General features: G+C 26.2%; 20 protein-coding genes. 10 read left to right on the forward strand and 10 right to left on the reverse strand.

The features are described from left to right. Nucleotides 1-220: 220 nt before the first annotated feature. The 10 genes from KQ876_RS04180 to KQ876_RS01790 all read right to left on the reverse strand — a co-directional run bounded on the left by KQ876_RS04180 (nucleotide 221) and on the right by KQ876_RS01790 (nucleotide 14,586). Nucleotides 221-346: a hypothetical protein gene (locus tag KQ876_RS04180; RefSeq protein ID WP_255533578.1), complete on the reverse strand. Its 126-nt coding sequence runs from the start codon at nucleotides 344-346 to the stop codon at nucleotides 221-223. Nucleotides 347-499: 153 nt separating this feature from the next. Beyond that, entirely contained in the window at nucleotides 500-1,879 is a 1,380-nt protein-coding gene (locus KQ876_RS01750) for an MSC_0618 family F1-like ATPase beta subunit (protein WP_205851749.1), read from the reverse strand. Continuing rightward, nucleotides 1,879-3,429, reverse strand: a complete 1,551-nt coding sequence (locus KQ876_RS01755; protein ID WP_205851747.1) for an MSC_0619 family F1-like ATPase alpha subunit — start codon at nucleotides 3,427-3,429, stop codon at nucleotides 1,879-1,881. Before KQ876_RS01755 ends, KQ876_RS01750 begins: the two co-directional genes overlap by 1 nt. Before the next feature lies 1 nt (nucleotide 3,430). After that, nucleotides 3,431-5,782 (reverse strand): MSC_0620 family F1-like ATPase-associated subunit, encoded by a 2,352-nt coding sequence (locus tag KQ876_RS01760; RefSeq protein WP_216490041.1) that lies wholly within the window; start codon nucleotides 5,780-5,782, stop codon nucleotides 3,431-3,433. After that, complete coding sequence (locus tag KQ876_RS01765; RefSeq protein ID WP_205851743.1) at nucleotides 5,775-6,227, reverse strand: MSC_0621 family F1-like ATPase epsilon subunit; 453 nt, start codon at nucleotides 6,225-6,227, stop codon at nucleotides 5,775-5,777. The genes KQ876_RS01760 and KQ876_RS01765 overlap by 8 nt, the downstream gene beginning before the upstream one ends. Then, the gene (locus tag KQ876_RS01770; RefSeq protein WP_216490043.1) at nucleotides 6,217-7,140 is read right to left on the reverse strand and encodes an MSC_0622 family F1-like ATPase gamma subunit; all 924 of its coding nucleotides are present in this window, start codon (nucleotides 7,138-7,140) and stop codon (nucleotides 6,217-6,219) included. Before KQ876_RS01770 ends, KQ876_RS01765 begins: the two co-directional genes overlap by 11 nt. 1 nt (nucleotide 7,141) lies before the next feature. Beyond that, nucleotides 7,142-7,642 (reverse strand): MSC_0623 family F1-like ATPase-associated protein, encoded by a 501-nt coding sequence (locus KQ876_RS01775; protein WP_205851739.1) that lies wholly within the window; start codon nucleotides 7,640-7,642, stop codon nucleotides 7,142-7,144. Beyond that, nucleotides 7,629-9,230: an MSC_0624 family F1-like ATPase-associated membrane protein gene (locus KQ876_RS01780; protein ID WP_205851737.1), complete on the reverse strand. Its 1,602-nt coding sequence runs from the start codon at nucleotides 9,228-9,230 to the stop codon at nucleotides 7,629-7,631. The genes KQ876_RS01775 and KQ876_RS01780 overlap by 14 nt, the downstream gene beginning before the upstream one ends. Beyond that, nucleotides 9,223-12,219: an Ig-specific serine endopeptidase MIP gene (gene mip / locus KQ876_RS04370; protein WP_216490045.1), complete on the reverse strand. Its 2,997-nt coding sequence runs from the start codon at nucleotides 12,217-12,219 to the stop codon at nucleotides 9,223-9,225. Before mip ends, KQ876_RS01780 begins: the two co-directional genes overlap by 8 nt. A 9-nt stretch (nucleotides 12,220-12,228) precedes the next feature. After that, on the reverse strand, nucleotides 12,229-14,586 hold the full coding sequence (locus KQ876_RS01790; RefSeq protein WP_205851733.1) for a putative immunoglobulin-blocking virulence protein: 2,358 nt from the start codon (nucleotides 14,584-14,586) through the stop codon (nucleotides 12,229-12,231). Between the two features lie 691 nt (nucleotides 14,587-15,277). On the opposite strand from KQ876_RS01790, the gene secG reads away from it, so the two are divergent. From secG to KQ876_RS01840, 10 genes are all read left to right on the forward strand, one after another. Beyond that, nucleotides 15,278-15,511, forward strand: coding sequence for a preprotein translocase subunit SecG (gene secG / locus KQ876_RS01795; protein WP_205851731.1), 234 nt, complete (start codon nucleotides 15,278-15,280; stop codon nucleotides 15,509-15,511). Between the two features lie 4 nt (nucleotides 15,512-15,515). Next, on the forward strand, nucleotides 15,516-17,735 hold the full coding sequence (gene rnr, locus KQ876_RS01800) for a ribonuclease R (protein ID WP_205851729.1): 2,220 nt from the start codon (nucleotides 15,516-15,518) through the stop codon (nucleotides 17,733-17,735). After that, nucleotides 17,683-18,498: a tRNA1(Val) (adenine(37)-N6)-methyltransferase gene (locus KQ876_RS01805; protein WP_241006853.1), complete on the forward strand. Its 816-nt coding sequence runs from the start codon at nucleotides 17,683-17,685 to the stop codon at nucleotides 18,496-18,498. The genes rnr and KQ876_RS01805 overlap by 53 nt, the downstream gene beginning before the upstream one ends. Before the next feature lies 1 nt (nucleotide 18,499). Further along, nucleotides 18,500-20,044, forward strand: a complete 1,545-nt coding sequence (gene metG / locus KQ876_RS01810; protein WP_241006852.1) for a methionine--tRNA ligase — start codon at nucleotides 18,500-18,502, stop codon at nucleotides 20,042-20,044. An 11-nt stretch (nucleotides 20,045-20,055) separates the two neighbouring features. Beyond that, nucleotides 20,056-20,340 (forward strand): antibiotic biosynthesis monooxygenase, encoded by a 285-nt coding sequence (locus KQ876_RS01815; protein WP_205851727.1) that lies wholly within the window; start codon nucleotides 20,056-20,058, stop codon nucleotides 20,338-20,340. A 107-nt stretch (nucleotides 20,341-20,447) separates the two neighbouring features. Further along, nucleotides 20,448-21,290, forward strand: a complete 843-nt coding sequence (locus tag KQ876_RS01820) for an RluA family pseudouridine synthase (protein ID WP_205851725.1) — start codon at nucleotides 20,448-20,450, stop codon at nucleotides 21,288-21,290. A 7-nt stretch (nucleotides 21,291-21,297) separates the two neighbouring features. Further along, nucleotides 21,298-21,600 carry a glutamyl-tRNA amidotransferase gene (locus tag KQ876_RS04375; protein WP_308699347.1) on the forward strand — a complete coding sequence of 101 codons (303 nt, stop codon included), beginning with the start codon at nucleotides 21,298-21,300 and terminating at the stop codon, nucleotides 21,598-21,600. Beyond that, nucleotides 21,600-22,916, forward strand: a complete 1,317-nt coding sequence (locus tag KQ876_RS01830; RefSeq protein ID WP_205851723.1) for an amidase family protein — start codon at nucleotides 21,600-21,602, stop codon at nucleotides 22,914-22,916. The genes KQ876_RS04375 and KQ876_RS01830 overlap by 1 nt, the downstream gene beginning before the upstream one ends. Beyond that, on the forward strand, nucleotides 22,917-24,344 hold the full coding sequence (gatB, locus tag KQ876_RS01835; protein ID WP_216490046.1) for an Asp-tRNA(Asn)/Glu-tRNA(Gln) amidotransferase subunit GatB: 1,428 nt from the start codon (nucleotides 22,917-22,919) through the stop codon (nucleotides 24,342-24,344). Beyond that, a complete protein-coding gene (locus tag KQ876_RS01840; protein ID WP_216490047.1) occupies nucleotides 24,325-25,446 on the forward strand; it encodes a YhjD/YihY/BrkB family envelope integrity protein in 1,122 nt (373 codons plus the stop codon). Before gatB ends, KQ876_RS01840 begins: the two co-directional genes overlap by 20 nt. The last annotated feature ends 131 nt before the right edge of the window (nucleotides 25,447-25,577 follow it).

A 25,577-nucleotide genomic window follows, 5' to 3' on the forward strand; every position in this document is an offset into this window, starting at 1 on the left:
TTATACAAATTAAATTGTACATTTCTATATATAGAGGCAACTTTTATGCATAAAATATTTTTATTTTAATTTTTAAATAATTTAAAAAAAACGATTTACTCCTTTTTTAGAATTAAATATTCAATTATTAAAAATGTATTTTTTAAATGTTAAGCATAATAAATAATTCTGAATTTAATAAAAAAACATAAGAAAATTTCTAATTTCTTATGTTTTTTTATTATTTTTTATTTTCGTTTTTAATATTATTCCTAATGGCTATAGATAGTGAATTACTATAAGCTTTAGTTGTTTTTTTAAGTTCTTCAATAAATGATTGATCTAATTTTACTTTTGGATTTGACATAATTCCTCCGTGTAATATTCATTATATTTTTCTTATAATATTATATCACTATAAACTTATTTTTTTATTAAAAAGTTAATATTTTAATCATTTTTTTACCAAAAAATAAGTTTTTGTAAAAAAACTCACTCTTTTAATGAGGAGTTTTTAAAATTATAATCCTAATTCTTCGTCAGTTGGAATACTTAAGTTATCACCAACGTATTGAAAAATTTCTGGTGATTGCTTAATATATTTACCATCTAAAATTCTAATAACACTTTCGACCGTGTCTTCTAATTTAACATATTGACCAGGCGCCTTTGTAAAATGCTCTGTCATAAAGAAATTTTGTGTAAAGAAGTTTTCTAGTTGTAAAGCTTTTTTAACAATGACTTTACTTTCTTCATCAAGTTCATCGAATCCAAGAATTAAAATAACATCTTCTAAATCTTTATAAGCTTTTAAAATACTTTTTGCTCTTCTTATTGCTTCAAAATGTTTTTTTCCAATAATTTTTTCATCTACTGAGTTAGAATTTGATGCAAGTGGATCAAAAGCAGGGAAAATATTTTTAGCAGATTGGGCTCTTGATAAGACCAAACTTCCATCAAGGTGATTAAACACCGCAACTGCAGAAGGGTCCGATAAGTCATCCATTGGTAAAAACATAGTTTGGAACGAAGTAATTGATCCGTTTTGGTTTCTATATAAACGATCCTCAATATTAGCAACGTCACTATCAAGTGTTGATTGGTAACCACCAACAGAAGGTTTTTTACCTAATGTAGCACTTGTTTCATTTTCAGCTTGAACAAAACGGTATATGTTATCAATAAATAATAAAACATCTTCTTTTTCTCTATCTCTTAAATATTCAGCAGCTGTTACACCAATTGGTACAATTGACATACGTGCTCCAGGTGATTCGTTCATTTTAGAGATATACATTACTGATTTATCCATTAATTTAGATTGTTCTAACTCATTGAATAGTTCAATAGCTTCTCTTGAACGTTCTCCAGAACCAATAAAAACATTAGATGTTTTTTGATTTTTACGATTAACATTAAAAATAATTTCCTTCATTAAAACTGTTTTACCAACTCCGGCACCACCAAAAATACCTAATTTATATCCTTTAATAATTGGAATAAAGAAATCTATCGCCTTAATACCTGTTTCTACAAGAGTTACTTCATTTGTTAAATATCTATCATTATTAATAATAGAATTCATTTCAATGTATAAAGGTTTTGTACCTCTTCCTTCTAAAAGAGGTTCTCCGCGGAATGAATAAATATTATTTCTTGATCCTTTACCAACTGGAACATAAAAACTTCTTCCTGTGTTTGTAACACTATCATCAATGGAAATTTCGTCAGAAGCATAAATAATTATAGCTCTAACTGTTGTATCATTTAAAACTCTTTTAACTAATAAATATGTTTTACCATTGTGTAAAGTTAATAATGTATTAACTTTTGGTAAATTTTCTTTATCAAACTTAATTTCAATAATATCTGATCATAAATTTAAGATTTTACCTAACATTATTTACCTCCGTTTGTTTCTTTAACTTTTAATTCTCTAGATACTTTTTCTAAATATGCTTCATCTAAACCAATGAAATCATATTCATTATCAATATCTCATTCCAAACTATTGTAATCCGAAAATTGTTTTAACGCACTAGCGAAAAATGATTTAACTAAATTATCATCATAACTTAATCCATTAATAATTCTATTGTAGTTTTCTTTTGCTTGTTGATTTTCAACAATAAATTTATTTAAGAATTTCATAGCTAAATCTTCATTACTAATACCTTTAAGAATTGTTCATGAAACTAATTTAGAAGTGAATAAAATTAATTCTTGCTTATATAATGTAAATCCTCTTTGTTGAAACATTTTATCAATAGTTTTACCTTTGTAAATCAACATAGATGTTTCTTTATTAAAATCGTAATCTAACATAGCCAATTTTAGATGACGTTTATATTGTTTATAAATTTTACCAACTTCGGCAGCAATTTTTGTAACTTGACGACTTTGCACGCTAGAACCTGTACGAGAAACAGATAAATTAATATTAATAGCCGGCAATACACCTTGTGAGAATAAATCTGCGCTGGTTACAACTTGACCATCAGTAATAGAAATAATATTTGATGCAATTAATGAAGTTATATCTCCATCAACTGTTTGTAAAATAGGTAATGCAGTAATTGTTTTACGTCCAACAAACGAACCTGAACGCTCTAATAATTGAGAGTGTGAGAAGAAAGTATCTCCTGGCATGGCTTCTTTTCCGACTGGTCTATCAGTTAGTAAAGCAATTTCACGAATTATATTTGCATGTTTAGTTAAATCATCAAACACAATTAAAACATCATGTGTTTTTGATAAATTTTCAGCATGAGCCATACCAATATATGGTGCTAAATATTGTTCGTATGCACTTGTAGAAGGTGCATCAATAATAATTGTATTTGATAAAGCTTGATTTTCACTAAGTGTGTTGTATATTTTTGAAATAGCTTCACGTTTTTGACCAATAGCAACATAAATACATTTAACACCATTTCTTGCTTGATTAATTATTGTATTTAATGCTATATGTGTTTTACCGGTTTGGCGGTCACCAATAATTAATTCTCTTTGACCTTTACCAATTGGTATCAAAAGATCGATTGGAATAATACCAGTGAATAATTGTTCATTTAAGGTTTTAACAGTCATCAAATCGTGTGCTAATTCAAATATTTTAGCAGTTGATTGACCTTCATTTGGAACTAAATTATTTTTTTGTTTTGTAGGTAAAATAATATTCCCTTCAATATCAATAACTTTTCCAAAGTAACTGTGATATGTATATACACTTGCTTCGTTATTTTCTAAAACAATCTCGGCATTAATTCTTAATTGTGTATTTTTTGTGTTTGCAATTAAAAACGCCTTATTTTTAGTTGCGCTAATTAACATAAGCTTAACTTCTGAATTTTCTTTTAATGAATAAAATTGTCTCTGTTTATAAGGAAATTCACCGCTTACTTCAACAATATAGTCAAATATTGATGTAATTTTTGGATTATTTATCATATTAAATTCCTTTCACTCCTAAACCTACAGCTAATAATACAATACCAGCTATTAAAACAATGGCCATTGTTATACCAATAAGTAGATAAAGTTTTTTAATTTGTGTTGTTTTTTTATTAAATTTGATTAAAGCAACCATTAAGTTGATTAATGAACTTAAACCACCAATTACCAATAAGAATATACCAAAATCTCTTAAGAAATTGGATTTTTCATCAGACTGGCTATTTAATATTTCAATTGCTTCTTCATAATATTTTTGAAAATCTTGTTTTGCTGTTTCGTTATTTAAATCTTTTGATTTAGTTAATTCATTTAAGATTCTTTCATGTTTCGAAAGAGATGTAAGGGAATCAATAAATGAATCGTATCAAGTTGTTAAACTAAAAGAACTGGTTTTGACTATTGAATTAAGTTTGTATAAATCAAAACGAACTAAATTATATAAATCATTTAAAACATTTAAATTAAAGTTTTGAGATTCTCAATCTTTAATAATTTGAGCACGATAAGGTTCGCTTTGATCTTCGATTGCTACACCTCAAAATCCAATAATTTGTTCTTCGTAGGCATTCAACATTAATTCATAGTATGGTAAACTATTTACTTTTGAATTTTTTAATTCATTTAATGTTCAAATTCATAAATCTTTTGAAGTTGCTTCTCAACTATTAAAGTCATTATTATAAGATTCGTTAATTTCATTTCTTTTATCATCAAAATCTTTGCTATTATTTAAATCAACAGCTTTTGCAATCATTGAGAAAAGAGCTCTTGAAAGTCTACCACTTTTTAAATCTGTATAATTAATTTTTGAATCAATGCCTAAAGCATGATATAACCTACCAAATTGATCTTTTATTTGGTCAATTTCTGCCTCATGTAAATAATTTTTTGATAGAGCTTCTTCGGATGTATCTAATTGAATTTCAATTTTATATTCTCTTTTTATATTTTTAGTTTTATCATTTCTATCGCTAATCATTACGGTAGCTAACATTTTACCACTATTTTCTGCAATATCAATTACATCATAACTATACCTTGTATTATATGGATTATCAAAGTAAAAAGGAGAATTTTCACGTCTTAAATTATAATCTTGCTCTTCTTTAGCATCAATTTGTTCTTTAGATGTTGGTTGTTCTGAATTTGCAACTTCACCGTTAGAATTGTTGTTTGTTGTATTTGAAGTTGATGTTAAAGAACTTTGATATTGATTTTTATATTGTTGGAAAATGTTTTTTAATTGTTCTTTTGTTATATACCCTAAAGAAGCTTTAACATTTGGTAGTAAAGCAGGAATAGCTAAAATTTGTTCTTCAGGATCAACTGGTTCTGCAGGTAATGGCTCGGTTGGTTGTCCCTTTGGAGGTCTATTTGGATTTGTAGGATTTTCGGTGGGTTGTTCTTGATCTTGTTCTGTTTCCTCTTCGATTTCTGTTTCTTGATTTGCTGTTAAGTCAAAATCAATAAAACGAGGTCTGATTCTAGATTTGAAGTACTCTTCTCAAGATCCATAATTTTTAGGAACAGTAATTGTATAACCTTGTTTATCTCCGATTGTGTTAAATTCTAAATTAATATCTTTTTCAATTTCGAGCGCATCTTTTTCATTATAAATTATTGAACCTATTGATGTTAATAATTTATCACCATACTGTTTAATGCTTTCTTGAAATTTACCTTTTTGAAGACCATTAACTTCGTCTTTAGTTTCAATTGATATAACACCATCTTCTTTTACTTCATATTTTTTCTTAATAGCTTCGACGTAGTTTGTTGTTGCGCTTTTCCCTAAAGTTACACCTGTATATTCTTTCCCGTTATAAGTAACATTACCTTTATCAAATTTTTCGTTTTGAGATAAAACATAAGGAAAAATAATAGTAAATTCGTAATCATCCGGTTTTTCTAACATTTTTGCTTTATTAGATTCTAAATAATTTTTTAAGATATGTAAATAAGTAAGTCTACTTAGTCTTTGTTTATAATCTAATTCATCAGACTTACTATCATTTGAAGAACCTTCTGTTCCTTGGTCTTCACTAGGTCTAGCTTCTAATTTGGCAATTTCATTATCAATATAACTATTTGCCGCTCCTAATGCACTTTCAAGAATTTTTTTAATTTCTTCTTTTGCTATTTTGTCGTACTCAGGAAATTCATTGCTTAATCTTGGCTTTTCTTTTTCGGGATTAGCATTATTTGTATTTGAATTAGAGTTTGAACCTGAAGTTGGAGTAGATGGGGTGGTTGTAGTAGTTTCATTACCAGCAGAAATTAAAGAAATTGGTAAAACTGTTGAAGTAACTAATGAAGCAAATTTTCAAAATTTACGTTTTTTACTCATAATCATCCCTTTCTTTAATTTTTAACTGTTGCATCAATTTATATTCATATAAATCTTCTCTTAATTCATCTAATTTTATTGTTTCATCAATTGTTAAACCAATATTTTGCTTAAATTTTAAATAATTGATTCTTTCGTTTAAGGTATTAATTTTTTCTTTGTGGTTTTGTTTATTTTTCGATCTTTTATAAAATTTCATTGATGAAAAAGTTTTAATAATAGTTTCATCCTCTTCGATAACTATATTTGCATTTTTTAAAAATAAATAAAATTCATTTTCTTTTTCGGATGTAAATTTAACTAATATTTGCGGATATGCACTTATTGAATTTTTCTCTAATTTAATTCAATCGTCTTCATCATTATGATTAATTGATAAAAAGTATCCTTTAAGTGTTAAATGTTTATTGTCTATAAAAGATATGTGGATAGTTTTAAAATTCATCACTACCCCCTTCTTCAAAAATAGTTTTCTTTTTCTTTGTTAATAAAACTATTTCTTCAATTTGTTTTTCTTGTTTTACACGATTGATACGCTTAGATATTTTAAGTAATTCATCATCTAATTGCTTACTTTTTTGGTTTGTAGCAACTAAAGCATTTTTAGCACTATAAAATGATGATTCAGTGATTAATGAATTTATTGAGTTTTCTAAAAATATATTTATTTGGTTTTCGATAAAAGTTTCAATATTAGGGAATATTTTATAATCTTTAATAGTTTCATCAAATCTATTTTTATTTTTAACACCTAAAATTTTATCAATATCAAAATTTTCTAAAGGCAATATTGTGAATGGCTTTTTAAAATTCTTATTAGAATTAATTACAAAATGTACTCTAGAATAATTATTATCGATAAATAAAATTTTTGTCATTTGAGTGAGCGTTTTAGCTAATTTGTTTACAGAAGAATTTTCAAATGACTTAATAACACTTAAATTGTTTTGTTTCGCAAATTGCAAGGCACGATTACCAATAGTAATAAAATCCGTTTCTTTATTCTTGATATTTTCTAATATATTTCTTTCATATCTAGAATATGAATCTGTACCATATTTTTGTTCTTCTGTTAAATATATGTAAAGTTCTTTTTCTTTGATAAATTTTGATTTCATTGATTTTAAGAAATTGTTATTCTTAACTAAAGACACATTTTCGATAAAACTATTTTTAATGTTATATTTATTTTTTAAAGCTTCAATTAATTGAATATTTAAAACCGAATTTTCAACATAAAAACTTAGTGTTTTAGTTAATTTCATAATATTAATTAAAAGAATATTTTTATCATTATTAACCTTTAATTTAATATGTTCAAGGTTATTTTTCTTTTGTACAATATCTTTTAAATGCATTTTAAATCTCTACTACAAATTTCTTATCAAAGAAAACTTTTAATTTTTGTGATGTGCTATCTATGAAGAAAGCGGTATTAGGTAATATTTCTAAAACAAATCCATTATTTAAAAGCGTTTCTATTTCACTATTTAAGGAATCATATAATTTCTGTAAATTTGGTTGAGCACTTTTAGTTAAGTTAAGTGAATAATCATTTGAAGACTCTTTATCAACAATATTTGGAACTAAGACATTAGCACTAAATTTTAAATTAACATTAAAATTAATAATAAATTTTCTAAAAATAATATCATTTCTGTTTTTAATAGCTAAATCTAAATTAGCAACAAATTCTTTATATTCTTTTGAATTAAAACCTAAACTATTTTTAAGTAAAATTGTAGCCATAATTTTACTGTTTGATAAATATTTATCACTTTTAATTTTTTCTTTGTAATTTGCATATAAATCAAAAAGTTGTTTCTGTTCAGGTGTTATTTTTTTCTTATTTTTTCACATGTTTTAATACCTCTTCTTGTTTGTCTTTGATCTTATCTTTTTCAATCTTTACAAGTGTATATAATGAATACCCAACAATATACATTAAGAATGAGAAAATAATAATAAAATTAATTATTGACGCTAATTTAAATAATGGTAAAACTGTTGGTACTGAAATTAAAGTAAAGTTTCTATCAGCAAGTAATAATTCATTTAATCCAAAAATAAACATTAAAATTGTTTGAACAAATATTGCTATAAAAATTAGGTTTGAAGTTGTTTTTGAAAGTGTTTTATTTTTTACTAAATAATGAATATAAATAATTATTGATAAAACAGCAATAACTATTATGTTATATATATTTCAATCAGTTTTATCATCTAATAAAATTGATGAAATAACTAACAATATTCATAGTAATGTTTGTGTCAAAGCTAAAACAATTGTATTTGTTATATAACTTTTAAATTTTCTTTTGCTTGATTCTAAAACAATAAAGTATAGCGCAAATATAAATATACCAATACCAATTATTGTTAAATAAGCAAAATTATATGTTGTATCATCTCCGATAATACGAAAAACTTTATTTATATCTGAAGTTGTTGCAACATATATTAAATAAAGTAATACCGAAATAAATAATGTTATTGATAACATATATTTATCCTTGTTATTATGAGTTAAAAGATTTTTTTCAGATAATCTTGATAAACTTCTAATATTTGAACCTACAATTAAAAAACCAAAAGCTATAAATAATGCAATTATAATAATTAAATTTGTTGCCTTTTTAACTGTAAATAATGATTCAATACTTTCTCATGTTTGATTATCTTTAAACATTAATATCTGTTTTGTGAAGCTTCTTATTTCTGTTTCACCTGAAACATTATTTTTTAATTCTATACTTCCAGCATCAACTGGTGCAGGATTAATTCACGCTTGTGCAATTGCTATAATCGCCACAACTAATAAAAATTGTGAAATTATTTGTATTATAAAACTAATAACAGATGAATAAAGTAATGGTTCTGATTTTCTCTTATAAATATAGTTATATACTTCAAATGAAATATTGATAACTAATAATGGTATCAATAGAAAAGTTAATGATAAAATTTCATTTCAGTGATAAGGTACTTTTTGAACATAAGTCCCCTCTTCTGTTTCAATTGGATTATTTCAATATGTATAGAAAAACATTAACGCAACAGATGCTATTGATAATAATAAATAAGATATATAGAAAAATATATAATGCTTAATTTTTTCTTTTTGCTTGCTAATGTTCTTATAATTTTTAAATATCGAGAATAAAAATACAAAGAATAACGTACTAAAACGTATTAATATAACCGCATTTCCTTCTCTATACTGATCGTCAAACTTAAACAAATTAACTCAACCATCACCATCGTTACCTATGTAAACTTCAGGAAATATAGAAGATTTTGCCATGAATAGCATAACAAGAATACTTGTTGCAAAAAACAATATCAAAATACTCTTGTAAAATAAACTTCATTTACTTCTTGAATCAGAGGTTAAGTGAGATTTGTAATCTGAATAAATTCTTTTATTTTCAAATGTAGTATTATTCATTTTTTCCTTCCTCTTTTTCTAAATCTGTTGATTTAATAAAGCCATTAGTTTCCTTAAATTCAAACCCTTTAGGAATATTATCAAAACCATTTTTAAATAAATGAGTATTTTTGATCTCTCCTTTTTCAAATAACTTTTTCATAGCTTCACGATAAGAATTCTTTTGATCCTTACCACCGCCATAAATTAAATCATATTGAGGTAATGTATATTTTCCAAACATTCCTCCGTAATCGAACCCTTCAGATCTAAATGCGGCTGCTAAACCAGTATTTGAACTAGCGTTTGTGGCATGATAAATAGCAACTACTTCATTATTTTGGGTTCTTAAACTCGAACCACTAGCCCCAACACCAGGAGTAAATCAACGTGGCAGATATTCTAAACCGAAATTAATATATTTTTTATTGTCATCGGTAGAAACATATATATTTTTCTTAGGATCAGGTTTATCACCAACTAAAGGAGCGGCTAAAAACGCATCGGTCAATCCTGGTTTATACGCAAATGACCTAAATCCAATATTGTAAGATAAGAAATTACCTCTTTTAAGTAATTCAGGATTTCCTTGCGGTCCATCTTCAGTTGCTTGTAAATCATAAAATTTATGGTCCGCATTTGTTCAAAGAGAATGACTTCACTCAGCTCTAGCGCGTTGATCATCGTCTATATACGGCTTTAAGAAATAATCTTGAAACCCGCTGCTAATTGATTTAGGATAACCTAACGCAAATATTTGATCTAATTTACTTCAATCGTAATTTCCTTTTGTAGCAAGTGGGAATTCAATTTTTTTATAATTTTTTAAATAAGATTCTGATTTAAATTTTGTTTTGTCTTTTTCTTCTCAATTTGCATAATCATTAGTGACTCACTTAGCAAAATTTTGTGGAGTAATAGACGAAGGCTGAAACGAACCTGTGCCACTAACTCTATTATTTTGTATTTTTCCAAAATCAATTTCAATTACTGCAAAATCTAAAAATTCTTCCGCATCTTTAAATATTTCTTTTTGAGTAGAAGTTATAAATTCACTTGGAGAACTTTTAAGATAATCTCTACCATCAAAAACTCTTCTAACTGTTTCGGGATTCATGGTGAATTGAGTAAAAGTTCCGTTTTCTACTTCCATTTCCATTAATTTAAAGTTATTTAAAATACCATTATTATCACCGTTCAATCTTGTTAAGCCGATACCAGAAAACATTCTTTTATTTTTAGCAATACTATCTGCAACATGTAAATTTGTACCAAAATAAAATTTAGTTGGATATTGACCATTAACAGGCTCTTCATAATCCATAATTCACATTGTTCCTGAAGGTGATGTACCTGTATTTCCTAAACTATCTAAATTATAAAAAGAATTAGAGTTATCGATTGTTTCATTTAAAAGTTTCTTTGTCTCTTCTCTAACTTTTAAATTATTAACTTTCTCTTTATAAAAATTTCTTTCTTCGTTTAAATATTTTTTATAAAGATCGCTAGCATTGGTATCTGTTGTTTCTTTGGCTATAATATCCCAAATTTGTGATTCGTAAGGCTCTAAATAATATTGTTGACCTCCAGCGTCGTTTATTAATTTTAAATATTTATCTTTAGTTGTTTGATCTTTAATATTATTAGCAAAATTAGATAAATGATCAACAAATTTTAAATTTCTTTGAATTTCAACTCTTTCACTTTCTAATTCCGTAATACTTTGATTGCTAAAAGTAACGGAATATGTTTGTTTGGCAAGATTTAAATAATTTTCATTTGTTATTCTTCTTCCTAATCCGCCAATTTGAAAAGTGCTTCTACCACCTAAAGCATCGGCTCAAGTGGGTCCCATCGGAATTAATCTTTCGGTATTCAAACTAAATCCTTCAAAACTTCCATCAGACTTATATTTGGGTATAGAAAACCCTTTTAAAGCAGAAGATTCGTAAGAACTTAATCCAACTTTTTCAGCTTCTTTATTATACTTAGCTATTTCTTCGTCTGTTACGTTTTTTGCATCTTTACGAAGTTCTTTTCAATCATTTAATCTTAGTTGTTCTTTTAAAACATTTATATATTTTGAATCATCAGCGTTAAATCTTTCTTTTTGATTCATTAAAACATATTTTTCGTCTGGTGTTTTAAGTCTTTCAGTAGAACTAGTTAAAATAGTTCCATCATCGTCTAAACCTTGAGAATTACTTTTAAAACCAGAGATTTTATACGACTCAGTATATTGTTGATTTTCATTGAATTTATTTTGAAAAACTATACTTAATAATAACTCGCCTTTTTGATTAGCTTGCGCTAGACTATCTTCTGGTCTAGCATTAGTAATAAATGAGTTTAAAAACCATGAATATTTTGGTTTTATTTTCGCAACCCATGTTGAAATATTTTTTATAAAAGTCGTTGGTAAAACTTCGCTTTTTATATGTCCTTGTTGAGGCGTAAAAGAAGGAGTTGTATTAAGTAATTCAAAAACCGAAACTTCTTTAAAACCATTAGAATCAACTAACTTACTAAACTCTTTAGTTGCTTTTTCTTTTTCGGCGTCAGTTATTTGTCCTTGATTTTTTATATCTAAATCAATTTCTTTAATTATATCAACTAAATTTTCCTTATTACTCTCGCTAGTAATTCTTGCTTCATAATTTTTTAAATTTCTCAAATTTGATAACTTATCAAGTGCATAAGTTTTAATTTGTTCAATACCTTTGTTTTTTAAAGAATTATTTTTTAATTCTCTCGCTTCAGATAATATTTGATCAACAACTGTATTCTTATTAGCGGTTTCTAAACGAGTATTTAATTCTTGCTTCTTATTAGAATCAATATTTAAAAAATCATCATTTAATATATCTCTAACTTCTTGTTTTTTGTGTTCAGAATTATTATTGATTCCATTATTTTTTGAATTATTATCTGTGCTACATGATATCGCAATAGGTAATATTGATATACTAGCAAAACTTAAAAATATTTTTTTCTTACTAATAAAATTCATAATTGCCTCCTATGTAAAATTAAGTTCATCACCTTCTTCAAATTCTTCTACATCAAAACCGTAATTTCTAAGTGATTGAATAGTTTGTATATTACCTTTTCTAACTCTTATGGTTTTATTTAAGGTTTTTGCTAACTCAAAGAATTTTGAAATGCTTTGAACACCATTACTTGTCAATTGTCCAGCATCATCAATAAAAAGATATTTTGTTTCATCTCCATTGCTAAAAGTAATTTTAGGCTCTTGAACACCGGGTATTTTTGGTATAAAGTTTTCAAAACCGGAATCATTTAAGTCTATTAATTTCAATTTATAATTTTGACCAGTATTAGCAAAATTTGCTCTTTGTATTTTTCTACTTCCGTTTTGAGGTTTGATAATATCTTTAAAAACCAATCCTCTTAAAGTTCTAACGCTTGGTGCTCTACCAAAATCTAATCCCATAGGATAACCATTACCACTTTCATTATTATCAGGATTTAAACCTGGACCCATGCTTTGGAATATAGCTTCATTATTTCTAGCTCAGTAAGCACGTCTTAAACCATCATTAATTCTCTTGAATCTATTTGTAGGATCGTCATCAGCATACGATTTATTAATATCACTTTCCTCAAAAGCTAAAGTATCAAATCTTATTCTTGTAATGATATATGCATCACTTGGATACTCGCTACTTACATTATAATCAAGAGTATTAACTCACGCAGTTTCTTTAAGTGCTCAAGGATTTAGACTTCAACTATCTAAAAGTGAGTTACCATCTGTGTATAACGATAATTCTTTAATCTTTTTATTTTCTAAAGCAATTAACGATGAAGTATTTGTTGCTCTAGCATCAAAGAATAACTCTAATTGCCTTAATTCTTCAGGTAATGCAAGAAGTATTTCTTTGAAGTTTTGAGCAGCATTGGCTTTACCCATATGCTTAATTCTATATGAAGTAATATTTACTTTTCTGTCAGTAAGTTCTTTAACTAATGTCTTTGTACGCTCATAAGCATTACTTTTAGATGCATCAATTTCGACTACATATCCATCATTAACATAATCTCCATCAGTTTTAGGTTGGCCGTTTCTTGTCATTCTAAAAACATCAAGTCCATTTATATTTGATATATGTAAATCTTTAAAATTAGGATCTTGATCAGGGTTTATTTTAGTTTTAGTTCACCCTGGATAAGTTCCACTATTAATATCATCGGCACTACGACCCCAAGGAGTATCATAGTCAAAAGCACGTTTTTGACTATTATTTCTCTCTCTTTCTGCGATAACACCGTTAAATTCTTTAGGTCCGCTTCAACTACTTGAAGTTCACTCACCTCTTTCATTTAAGTAAACATTTCTAGGATCTAAAACTTTACCTTCTCTCAAAAATCTTTCACCCTCAGGCGCAAGTTTTGTAAACTTAGAAAAATCTAAATTTTTAATAATTCATAATTTACGATGTAAATCACTTCTAAATTGCATTGTTGGATATTGAGCTTGTGCTTCTGGAGTTAAAAACTTTTGAAAATCACCGTGCTCAATTAAAACTTGAAAAGTATAATAATCTCTTCGTCAATTTCAATTATTTAATTCATTTTTAATTAAAAATGAATGTAAATTAGTTTCTGTCATTTTACCTTTGTCGACCAAATCTAAAACTTGTAACGCCATACCAATAGTAGAATATTCATGATCACGAATAGTGCGGGCGGCAGCGGCAGCATTATCGGTAACTTTTTTTCTAAGTTCTTCTGTTGGTTCAATGCTAATTAATTCGCCTGTTATATTAGCTAAATATTCTTCTCTATTTGCTATTTTATTTTCAACATCATATGATGATACAACACGCTTTTTAAAGTTTTTTAATTTAGCTTTAACCCTAACTCCTTCGATAGTAATATAAGCATCAGCAACGCCAGGAGTAGGATCCGGAACAACTTCAGGTTGTGGTTCCGGTTTTGGTTGTGGCGTAGGAGCGGGCGGCTCTATAGGTTTAGGAATCGGCTTTGGTTTTTCAATCGGTTTTGGAATAGGTTTTTCAATAATTTTTGGTTTTTCAATCGGTTTTTCAGGTTGTTTTTCAATAATTATTGGTTTCTTTTCTTCTTCTTTAGGTTTTGGTATCACCGGTTCTTCTTTTGGTTGAGGTTTAACTCGTAAATTTAAATCAACATTTGAATTTAATATCTTATCATTATCAAGTTCTAATTGATCTTTATTAATTAAATTCGGTTTACTTTCTTTATTTACAAATTCAAATGGATTATCATTGTCTTTTGAAAAATTGTAAATTAAAGAAGCTACACCACTACTAGAAGCTATAGTAGAAGCTACAACAAGTAGCGTCACTATTTTTTTTCTTTTTGCAAAGTGCATTAACACCTCCTTAGTTTTATATATATTTACATATATATATATATTAATAAGACACGTACATTATAGCACTTTAAAAGTTAATCAAAAAAATTGGAACAAAAATATAAAAAACTTTTTCACCTACGGTATAGGGTTAAAATAAAATTTATAAATATTTTTTATAATATTTTTTTAATTAATTTTTAGTTATTGAGTATTAATAGAAAAAACAAATAGCTATGTGGACATTTTCTGCTAATGTCATTTAGTAGGATATTAGGTTTAATTTAATTTACAATTAAAAAACATTTTATAGACTAAATTAAAAATATAATGCTATAAAAAAATATAGAAATATATTGATAACATTAATAGACAAGATTTTGAATAAATGTGTTTAGTTCTAAATAATATAAACATTAGAAATATATAAATAATTTACAAAATATTATATAAGCGTTCTCTTTTTTAGGTCTAAGCAACATCCGAAACCATATTCTTTTAAACAAATTAAAAAGTATTTATGTTTTTTTAAACCATAACATGGACACAAAATAAAAATTAATATTTGATTTATTTTCTTAAAAAAATAATTGAAAAATATCTTATACAGATAAATATTTAAATTTTTAATTTAAAAAAAGTAATTAACTAAATTAAAAAAAATTAATTATGTTATACTTTAAATAAAGTGTAAATTTAAGGAGTAAAGATGACAATTTTAACAGTAGTATTAATATTATGTAGTTTTATAATTATTCTTATTTCCTTTGCTATGTCTCCTGATTCAAATGGTTTTTCAGGAGCGCTAGTAGGTTCTGGCGATTTAGAATTGTTCAAAAACTCAAAAGAAAGGGGAATTAAGAAGGTTTTAAAATATTCAATGATGTTTTTTGGATTTGTTTTATTTGCTTCTGCAATAATACTTAAAGCCATCTTAAGTTAAATAAATGGATATAGAAAAAGTTGTATCATATATACAAAGCGAAAAGTCAAGGAGTTTTTTAAGTATTGCCAAACATTTTAGAATACTCCCTAAAGATAATCATAAATTAACAAAAATATTATCTCAATTACAAAAAGAATATAAAATTTTCAAAAATAATAATGATGAATATTATGCACCAATTTTAGTTGATATTATAGAGGGTGTATTAAACGTAAACAATAAAGGACAATTTGGTTTTGTTGACTATAATATCGATGAGGTAAACAACACCAAAGATAGCGTTTATATTAGAAACTTTAACTTTAATAGCGCATTACATAATGACAAAGTTAAAGTGAAGGTTTTTAAAAATCCAAAAGATGATAAGTCGGACTTAACTAGTGGTGTAGTAGTCGAAATAATCGAACGTGGAAATGATGAAATAGTTGGTTTTATAAAACTAAAAAATAATACTAATTATTTTGTTCCAGTCGAAGCTAAAATGAAAAGTTTAACATGAACTATAATACCTAATTTAATTCCTATTAAACTTAACGATTTGGTAGTTGCTAAAATTTTAAAATACGATTCTAAAAACGTTTTAATCGAAATAACTAAAGTTATAACTAACGAAGCTGATCCAATGGTTTATGTTAAATCATACCTAGAACAAATTAAAGCGCCAAATAGTTTTCCTGAAATTTTAGACAATGAAATTGATAATATCCCCGAAACAATCGAAAGTGAAGATTTAAGTAGAAGAGTTGATTTAACCGATAAAATGATTGTTACAATCGATGGTGACGAAACAAAAGACTTTGATGATGCTATTTACGTTAAAAAATTAGAAAATGGTAACTACTTTTTAGGGGTATATATCGCTGATGTTTCCCATTATGTAAAAGAAGGTACAGAAATTGATAACGAAGCTTTAAAACGTGGCACAAGCATTTATTTAGTCGATAGAGTTATACCGATGTTACCTTTTGGCCTTTCAAACGGTATTTGTTCATTGAACCCAAATGAAAAAAGATTTGTTATAGCATGTGAAATGGAAATTGATAAATATGGAAATAACGTTAAAGTAGATATTTTTGAAGGTATTATTGAAAGTAAATTTAGATTAACTTATAAACAAGTTGATAAATTTTTCAATGAGAATAAACTAGTTTTTACTCAAGAACCTAAAAATGATGTTGATAAGCTAAAATTAATGTTAAATGATGCAAAAGAACTAAGTTTGATTTTACATGATTTTAAGATAAAACAGGGTTATGTTGATTTTGAAATTGTGGAACCAAAAATAAAATTAGATAACGAAGGAAGAGTTAGTCATATCTTAATTAATGAGCGTGGGTTTTCTGAAGTTTTAATAGAAGACTTTATGGTTAGAGCAAACGAAACTGTAGCAAAATATTTATACGATAATAAATTACCTGTTTTATATCGTATTCACGAATTACCTGACCAGGAGAAAATTACAAATTTAAAAAACACTTTAGAAGCAATAGGAATCAAATCTGAAAACTTAAATTTCAATAAATTATCGCCTAAAAGTTTTTCTAAAATTGTAGAAAAAATAAAAGAACATAGAAATGATGATTTTATTAAATTAATGTTCTTGAGAACAATGCAAAAAGCAATTTATTCTCCTGAAAATATAGGTCATTTTGGTTTAGCATCAGAATATTATTGTCACTTTACAAGTCCGATACGTAGATATCCAGATTTAGTAATCCATAGAGTTATTAGAAACTTTCTTATTGATAAAAAAGAAGATAAGATTGATGAATACAGAAGTAAAATAATAAGTTATGGAGATTTAAATACTAAATCAGAACAAAAAGCAGTTCAAATCGAAAGAAATGTTAATGATTTAAAATTTGCAGAATTTTTGAAAAATCAAATTGGAAAAAAATATAAAGTTCAAATTTTAAGTATTTTAAATTTTGGTTTTTTTGTTGAATTTGACTTTAAAGCTAGTGGTTTAGTTCATAAAACTTCGTTAATTGACGATTTATATGAAGCAAATGACACATTGACAAAACTTATAGGTACAAAAACTAAGAAAACATTTACAATTGGTGATTATGTTGAAGTTGTTATTCTTGGGGTAGATTTGGTAGAAGGGAAAGTTGATTGTTGTTTAGCTTCTTTATATCCTGAATTTATAGCAAAAAAGGAAAAAGATGAGCAATTTAGAAGAAACCATGAAACTAACAGACGCTTTAAAAAATCGTAATATCATAAAAAATTCTCTTGGGTTTGATTCAAATTTATATGTTTACCAAGATAAAGACATGTTTAATTATTCAGTAGATACAATCTTGTTAGGGAATTTTATTACTTTAAATCAAAAAATAAGTAGAACATTAGAAATAGGAGCGAACAATGGTGCTTTATCCATTTTCGTTGCTTCTAGAAGTTCTAAACTTAAAATTGATGCAGTAGAAATCCAAAAAGAAGCATATGAATTAGCAAAATTTAATATTAAATTTAACAATTTAGACTCACAAATTAATGTAATAAATGAAGATTTTAACATTTTTTGAAAGGACCACACAAAAAACGTTAAACCAAAATATCAAGTTATTTTTTGTAACCCCCCTTTTTATTCTTTTGATAAAACTAAAATTAAAAAAGATTGAAATGAAGCTAAATTAATAGCAACTCATGAAGTAAAACTAAATTTAGAACAACTATTCCAAGGTTGTTCTAAAATAATTGAACAAAAAGGATATTTAACAATTGTTCTCCCTATAGAACGTTCAATTGACGCTTTTACCTTAATGAGAAAGTATAATTTCGAACCTAAAAGAGTTCAATATGTATTTACAAGATCTAGTGAAAAACCTAAATTTGCATTGATAGAGGCTAGATTTCAGTCTGGTTGAGGTACACATTTTTTACCTAACTTGTATTTGCACGCTGATAACGATAAACTAAACCACGATTATTTACCTGAAATAAAAAATATTTATAAACCTATTAAAATTAAGGAATAATATGAAAAAGAGATTTTATATAACTACACCTATTTATTACGCTAGCGGAAATTTACATATTGGTCATTTGTACACAACCGCACTAACTTGAGTTATTGCAAATTATAAAAAGTTAGATGGTTATGATGTAAGAATGTTGACCGGTTCCGATGAACATGGATTAAAAATACAACAAAAAGCCGAAGAAAAAGGGGTAAAACCACAAGAGTTCGTTGATGAACTAGCATTAAAATTTCAACAGATGTGAAAAGATTTTCGCATTGAATATGATTATTACTCAAGAACAACTTCACAATACCACAAAAAAACAATACAAGATATTTTTAGTTATTTTCTAAAAAAAGAATTTGTATATAAAGGAAAATATCAAGGTCTATACTCTATTCCTGATGAAGAGTTTTTAACCGAAACTCAAGCAATTAAAAAAAATGGTAAATTTTATCACCCAACTTCAGACCACGAACTTACTTTAGTATCCGAAGAAAGTTACTTTTTTAAAATGAATTTATTTCAAGATTGACTAGTTGATTATATAAATAAAAATAAAGAATTTTTAGCTCCGAAAAAAATTGAAAACGAAATGATTAATAATTTTATTTCAAAAGGGCTTGAAGATTTATCGATAACAAGAGCCAAAATTGATTGAGGAATTAAAATTAATGAAGATCCTTCACATACTGTTTACGTTTGGCTAGATGCTCTTGCTAATTATATTACAGCACTAGGGTTTGATATTAACGGTAATCACAAAGATGATTTTAAATATTTTTGAGAAGATGATAATGCAGAAGTTGTTCACTTAATAGGGAAAGAAATATCTCGTTTTCATATGATTTATTGACCTATTTTCTTAAAAGCATTAAATTTAAAATTACCTTCAAAAATACAATCGCACGGATGGATAATTACCCCTACTGGTAAAATGTCAAAATCTAAAAACAACATTATAGATCCATATAAATTATTAGAAAAATACGATCCTGAAATTATAAAATATTTCTTTGTTAGTCAAAGCGCACTTGGTGATGACATTGTTTTCGATGAAGAAAGATTCGTTAATACAATTAATGCTGAATTAATTAATACTTATGGAAATTTGATTGCACGTACTTTAAAAATGAAAAGCAATTCTTTTTCTAACCCGATAAAATATGCAAAAACTACTTATCAAGAAGATTTAGATATCGAAAATGATATAATAAATTCAATTAAAGAATATAAAAATAACTTTGATGAGTTTAGAATAAATAAAGCTTTTCAAATTGCAAACGAGCTTGGAAACCAATTAAACAAATATATTGATTTAACTAAACCATGAACTATTACAAATTTAGATCGCCTAGAACAAATTTTAGTTAGATTATTAAACGGAATATACGCACTTTCTACATACTATTCGGTTGTTTTACCAAATAAAGTATCAGAAGTTGCGACGGCACTAGATTTAAAAGAATTTAAATTAGATGAAATTAAAGACTTTACTAAATTTAATGACAAAAAATTAACTGAATCGTTCATTCTATACAAACGTTTAAAATTTAATTAAGGAGAATAATTATGATATATGCACAAGCAACAATTTACACAATTGATCCTGAAAAATTAAAAGGTTTTATTGATTATTTATATGTTTTTACACAAAAAACAAGAATGAAAGAAAAAAACCTTTCTTATGAATACGGATTAATGACAGAAGAAAAAATATTAGTAATACAAAGATGATCTACGAAACAAGATTATGAAGACTTCATTAATATTGAAGAATTTGCAAAAGAATTAAAAATGCTTAAAAAAATGTCTAAAAATGTAAAAAATTTATACCAAATTGAATTGACAAGATAAGAATTTTATACTAGTAAGATAACTCTATTTATTAATGGCGTTATCTTATTTTATACAACATTAAACTATAATTAATGTATAATTAATAATTATAATAAGGAGAATAAATGTTTGAAATTTTAGCCACCAAAAACGACTCTGGTAGAACTATTTATAAGTTAATTGCCAAGTATTTAACCAATTTGCCTAAAAGCAAATTGGAAAGTCTATTTCGTAAAAAAGATATTAAAATAAACGGGAAAAGAATAAACGAAAAAAGTTTAATAGTTCAAGAAAATGACCAAATAGTAATTTACGGAATTTTTGATAAAAAAGAAAAAAAAGAAGTTTTTAAAGTAGAACAAAATTTTAATATCATCTACGAAGACGAAAATATATTAATAGTAGATAAAAAAATAGGAGTTGAAGTTCACGGGCCTGATAATTCCTTAGATAATCAAGTTTTATCTTATTTGAAATTTAAACAAATAGATAGTTTTAAACCAAGCCATGTTGGTAGATTAGATAAAGAAACAAGTGGGTTGATAATTTATGGTAAAAATTACCACACAGTTAAACAATTAAATGATAAAATTTCTAATTTTGATAAAAAATATATGTTTAAAAGTGATTTTAATGAACAATACAAAGAGGTTGAACTTTATTTCTTAAAAGATTATTCGACAGGAAAAATGAAAGTTTCACCAAAAGAAAAAGAAAATTCTAAGTATTCTAAAACAATACTTTATGTTGAGAAGAATAAAAAAATTGCTCAAATTTTAACTGGTCGCAAACATCAAATTAGACTTACACTTAAGTTTTTAGGTAAACCTATTTATGGTGATATAAAATACGGTGGTAAAAAAGCAGATAGATTAATGTTACATTCTTATTACTTAAAACTACAGAATTTAAATGGTGATTTGAAATATTTAAATGGTTTTGAATTTTACTCATTACCAAAATGATAGGAGTATAATGATTATAAATAAGGAAAAAATTAAAGAAATAGTAAGTTCGCTAATGTTTAACCCTAGTGAGGAAGTTTTAAATAATATAATTAAAAATTGAAATGAGTTAGAAAATGATTTAAAAAATCTTGATAAATTAAATTTGGATAATATAAAACCGCTTTCACACATAAACGAGGAATACAAAATAGATTTATTGAGAGAAGATGAATTTGATAATGAATTTAAATCAATTGATAAAAATCAAATTTTATCAAACGCAAAAACTTCTGACCAGGACTATGTAACAATTACAAAGGTGGTTAAATAATGAAAAGAGTTATTAAAAACAAAGGTAATTTACAACTTGCATTAAACAATTTAAAAAACGACAAAAATAACGCCGTTGCTTTTGTATATGATAAAATCGAAAATAAAAATGTTGGATTATTTAAAGATGTTGTCGTTACAATAAAAGATAATTATGCTACAAATGATGCGCCAACAAGCGCTTCTAGTTTGATATTAGAAAAATTTAATACACATTATAACGCTACAGTTATTGATAAATTTATTCAACAAGGAGCTTTAATACCTGCAAAATTACATTTGGATGAATTAGCACTTGGTGGTACAGGTACACATAGTGCTTACGGTATAGTAAAAAACAAATTTGATTCTAGCAGATTATCCGGAGGTTCTTCTTCAGGTTCTATAGCTACTTTTGACGAAAACATTTCAATAGCTTTAGCTAGCGATACAGGTGATAGTGTTAGATTACCGGCAAGTTATAACGGTGCAGTAGGTTTTAAACCTTCTTATGGTGCAATTAGCAGATACGGTTTATTTGCTTACGCTTCTTCACTAGATACAGTAGCATATTTTACACATAATGTTAACGACGCAATTGTAACTTCGCAAATTTTATTCGGAAAAGATAAATATGACATGACTAGTTTAGATATCGAGATTAAAGAAGTTATTAAGACAAAACCTAAAAAGATTGCTTTATTAAACTTTTCAAAATTTTCAGAAGATTATGTTAATGTTTCGGTTGAAAAACTTCATAAAAACTTAAAAAAGGAAGGTGTTGATGTAGATGTTATTGAACCTAATTTGGATATTTTAAATGCAATTAAACCAGTCTACAAAGTAATTTCTTTTTCAGAAGCTAGTTCTAATTTAGCGAACTTAAATGGTATCGCTTTTGGCTCTAGAGTAGAAGGAGATTCTTGGGAAGAAGTTATTAAAAACACAAGAAGCAGTAAATTTGGGAAAATGGTTCAAGAAAGGTTATCACTTGGTAGTTATTTTCTTTATTCAGAAAATATCGAAGAAATATTTGTTAAAGCCCAAAAGGCTCGTCGTGTGATAAAAGATTACATGAACGATTTACATGAAAAATATGATGCTGTTATATTTCAAGCTTTTGGAGGTGTTGCACCTAACTTTGATCAAAATAGTAAATATGGTGTTTTAGAATTTATTTTAACCGCGGCAAATTTAGGTGGATATCCTTCGATTACAATTCCGTTTGATAAACACAAAAATTTACCTTATAACTTGACAATAGAATCTAAAATATATTCAGATGCAAAGCTTTTAGGGATTGCAGAATATTTTGAAGAATTATTAGGAGGGAAATAAATGAAAAATTTTGAAGTTATTATAGGTATAGAAATTCATATTGAGCTTAAAACAAAGACAAAAATGTTTTCTCCCGCATTAATAGATTTTAATGCCGAACCAAACACATACGCAAACCAAATAGACTTAGCATATCCGGGAACTTTACCACTAGTTAATAAACAAGCTATTAAATATGGTATCGCCCTAGCGAAAGCTTTAAAAATGAAAATAGACGACGAATTACATTTTGATCGTAAAAACTATTTTTATCCGGATTTACCAAAAGGATATCAAATTACTCAATTTTTCCGTCCAATTGGATCAAACGGTTCTTTGGAAATTAAATTACCAAACGGAGAAAAAAAAGAAATTAAAATTGAAAGAATCCATCTTGAAGAAGATACTGCAAGACAACACCACAACACCGATAGTACACAATTAGATTACAACCGTGCCGGAGTGCCTTTGATTGAGATAGTTACTTACCCGGTTATTAGAAGTGCTGACGAAGCAGCTGCATACGTTGATATGATCAAAAAAACAGTACTAGCATTGGGTATTTCAGAAGGTAAATTGGAACAAGGTTCATTACGTGCCGATATAAACATTTCATTGCGACCATATGGTGTAAACATTTTTGGTACTAAAGTAGAAATTAAAAATATGAACTCACTTTCAAATATCAAAAAAGCAATCGAAAACGAAATTGAAACACAGTCAAAACAATTACTTACTGGGGAAAAAATTCTTCAACAAACCAAAAGATTTGATGAAAAAACAAATTCAAATATAGTTATGAGAACGAAAACGGGTACAGTTGAATACAAATACTTCCCAGACCCTAATATACCATATATTAAACTTTCAAGCAATTTTATAAATTCGATAAAAATAAATGAACTACCACACCAAAAAGAACAAAGATATTTAGATAGTAAAATTCAACAAATTTATGTAGATAGTTTGATTGATGATATTGATTTGGCTAATTATTTTGACTCTATCGAATATTTAGATAAAAATAAATTATCAAAAATATTTTTTGCAGAAGTAGTATCTTTGGCGAATACTAAATCAGTCAAAGCTTATGAATTAAATATAAAACCAGAACACATAAAACAAGCAATAGAACTTTTAGATCAAGAAATTATTTCAAGTAAATCATTAAAGAAATTAATACCGCTTTTAGTTAATTATAACGATAAAATTGATATTTTACTTGAAAAGCACAACTTAAAACAAATAACAGATCAAAAGCTAATTGATCAAATAATAATTAATATAGTTGATAAAAACCAAAAAATTACAGATGAATACATAACAAGACCCGAAAAAGTTCTTAAATTCATTCTTGGTATGTTAATGAAAGAAACTAACGGACAAGTTAATCCTCAATTATCTAACCAAAGAGCACTTAAAGTATTAGATGAAAAATACAAAAATTAACTATAAAAAACTCTCAAAATTAAGAGGGAAAAACTCTATAATAAGAGCTTTTTATTTGAATATAATTCAACCAAGTAAATTTATTATTTTTTCAATAATATATGAAAAAATAATAAAGTATATTATTAGCTTTTTCGCTTTCATTCTCATTAGAGCAAATAATATTGAAAAAAAAGATACTAGAACTAAAGTAGTTCACAAAGTATATGAAAATTTTTCAACTCAGAATTTTACATTTATATGATTATCAATTACTTTTTATCTTCTCATTTCTGTGGTTCCAATTATTTATATAATTAACTTTTTAAATTTGACGATCACCGATAATATTTCAACTTTAACAAATCATGTTGAAGTGTTAACCAAAGAATACAACACTAACAATACAAGTATTTTTCAAGGCTTATTTAACAATATAATTTTTAATAAATTTATTCCTGGTGGACAACAATATTTTAATAACAACGAAGGTGTTGAAGTTATTGACGATTCATTTAGTAAATTATATTCTTTAATACCTGGTTCTTTTATTGCTATACCTTCGCTTTACATTTCTGCGGGCGGATATGGAAAAATAATTACAGCTTATAATTATATGTTTTCTCACGATAAAGTAGGAACTTATTGAGGAAATAAACTAAAAGGATTGTTTTTAGTTTTCGCAATTTCTATATTACTATTTATATTTAGTAATATTTATATATTAATATATGCCTCAATGATTAAAAATGGATTAAGTAAAACTCATTGAATTTTAGATGTATTTTACTTATTCTTTTCGCTAGTTTTCTTCTTAGTGTCTTTTTTAGTTTTATTTAGATTAACACCTTCTTTTAAATTAAATTTTAAATCTATTTGAAGAGGAGCAATAATATCCACAATTCCAACGTTTGGATTATTAATAATATATACATATTTAAATAAAGTTATTTCATACTCTAAATTTGGGTCTGCTGTAGGTTTCTTTTTTACTGTTGGATTTTTTATAAACTGATTTTCTTATTTTATGTTTTTAGGTATAACATTTAATGAAGCTTACTATAAAAATTATATTAGCACTCGTACAATACCTAAAAAAGTATATTTTTGATTGATGATTTAAATTATTAAGCAATTATTCCTATTTATTAAACAAGATATTTTTTATTTTAACTCTACATCTTGATAGGTCCAGAACTCAAAAAATAACTAAAATTTAAATAAAAAAATATATAATAATATTGTTTAGTTATC

It is taken from the genome of Mycoplasma sp. CSL7491-lung (assembly GCF_018913965.1).
GTDB lineage: Bacteria > Bacillota_I > Bacilli_A > Mycoplasmatales > Metamycoplasmataceae > Mycoplasmopsis.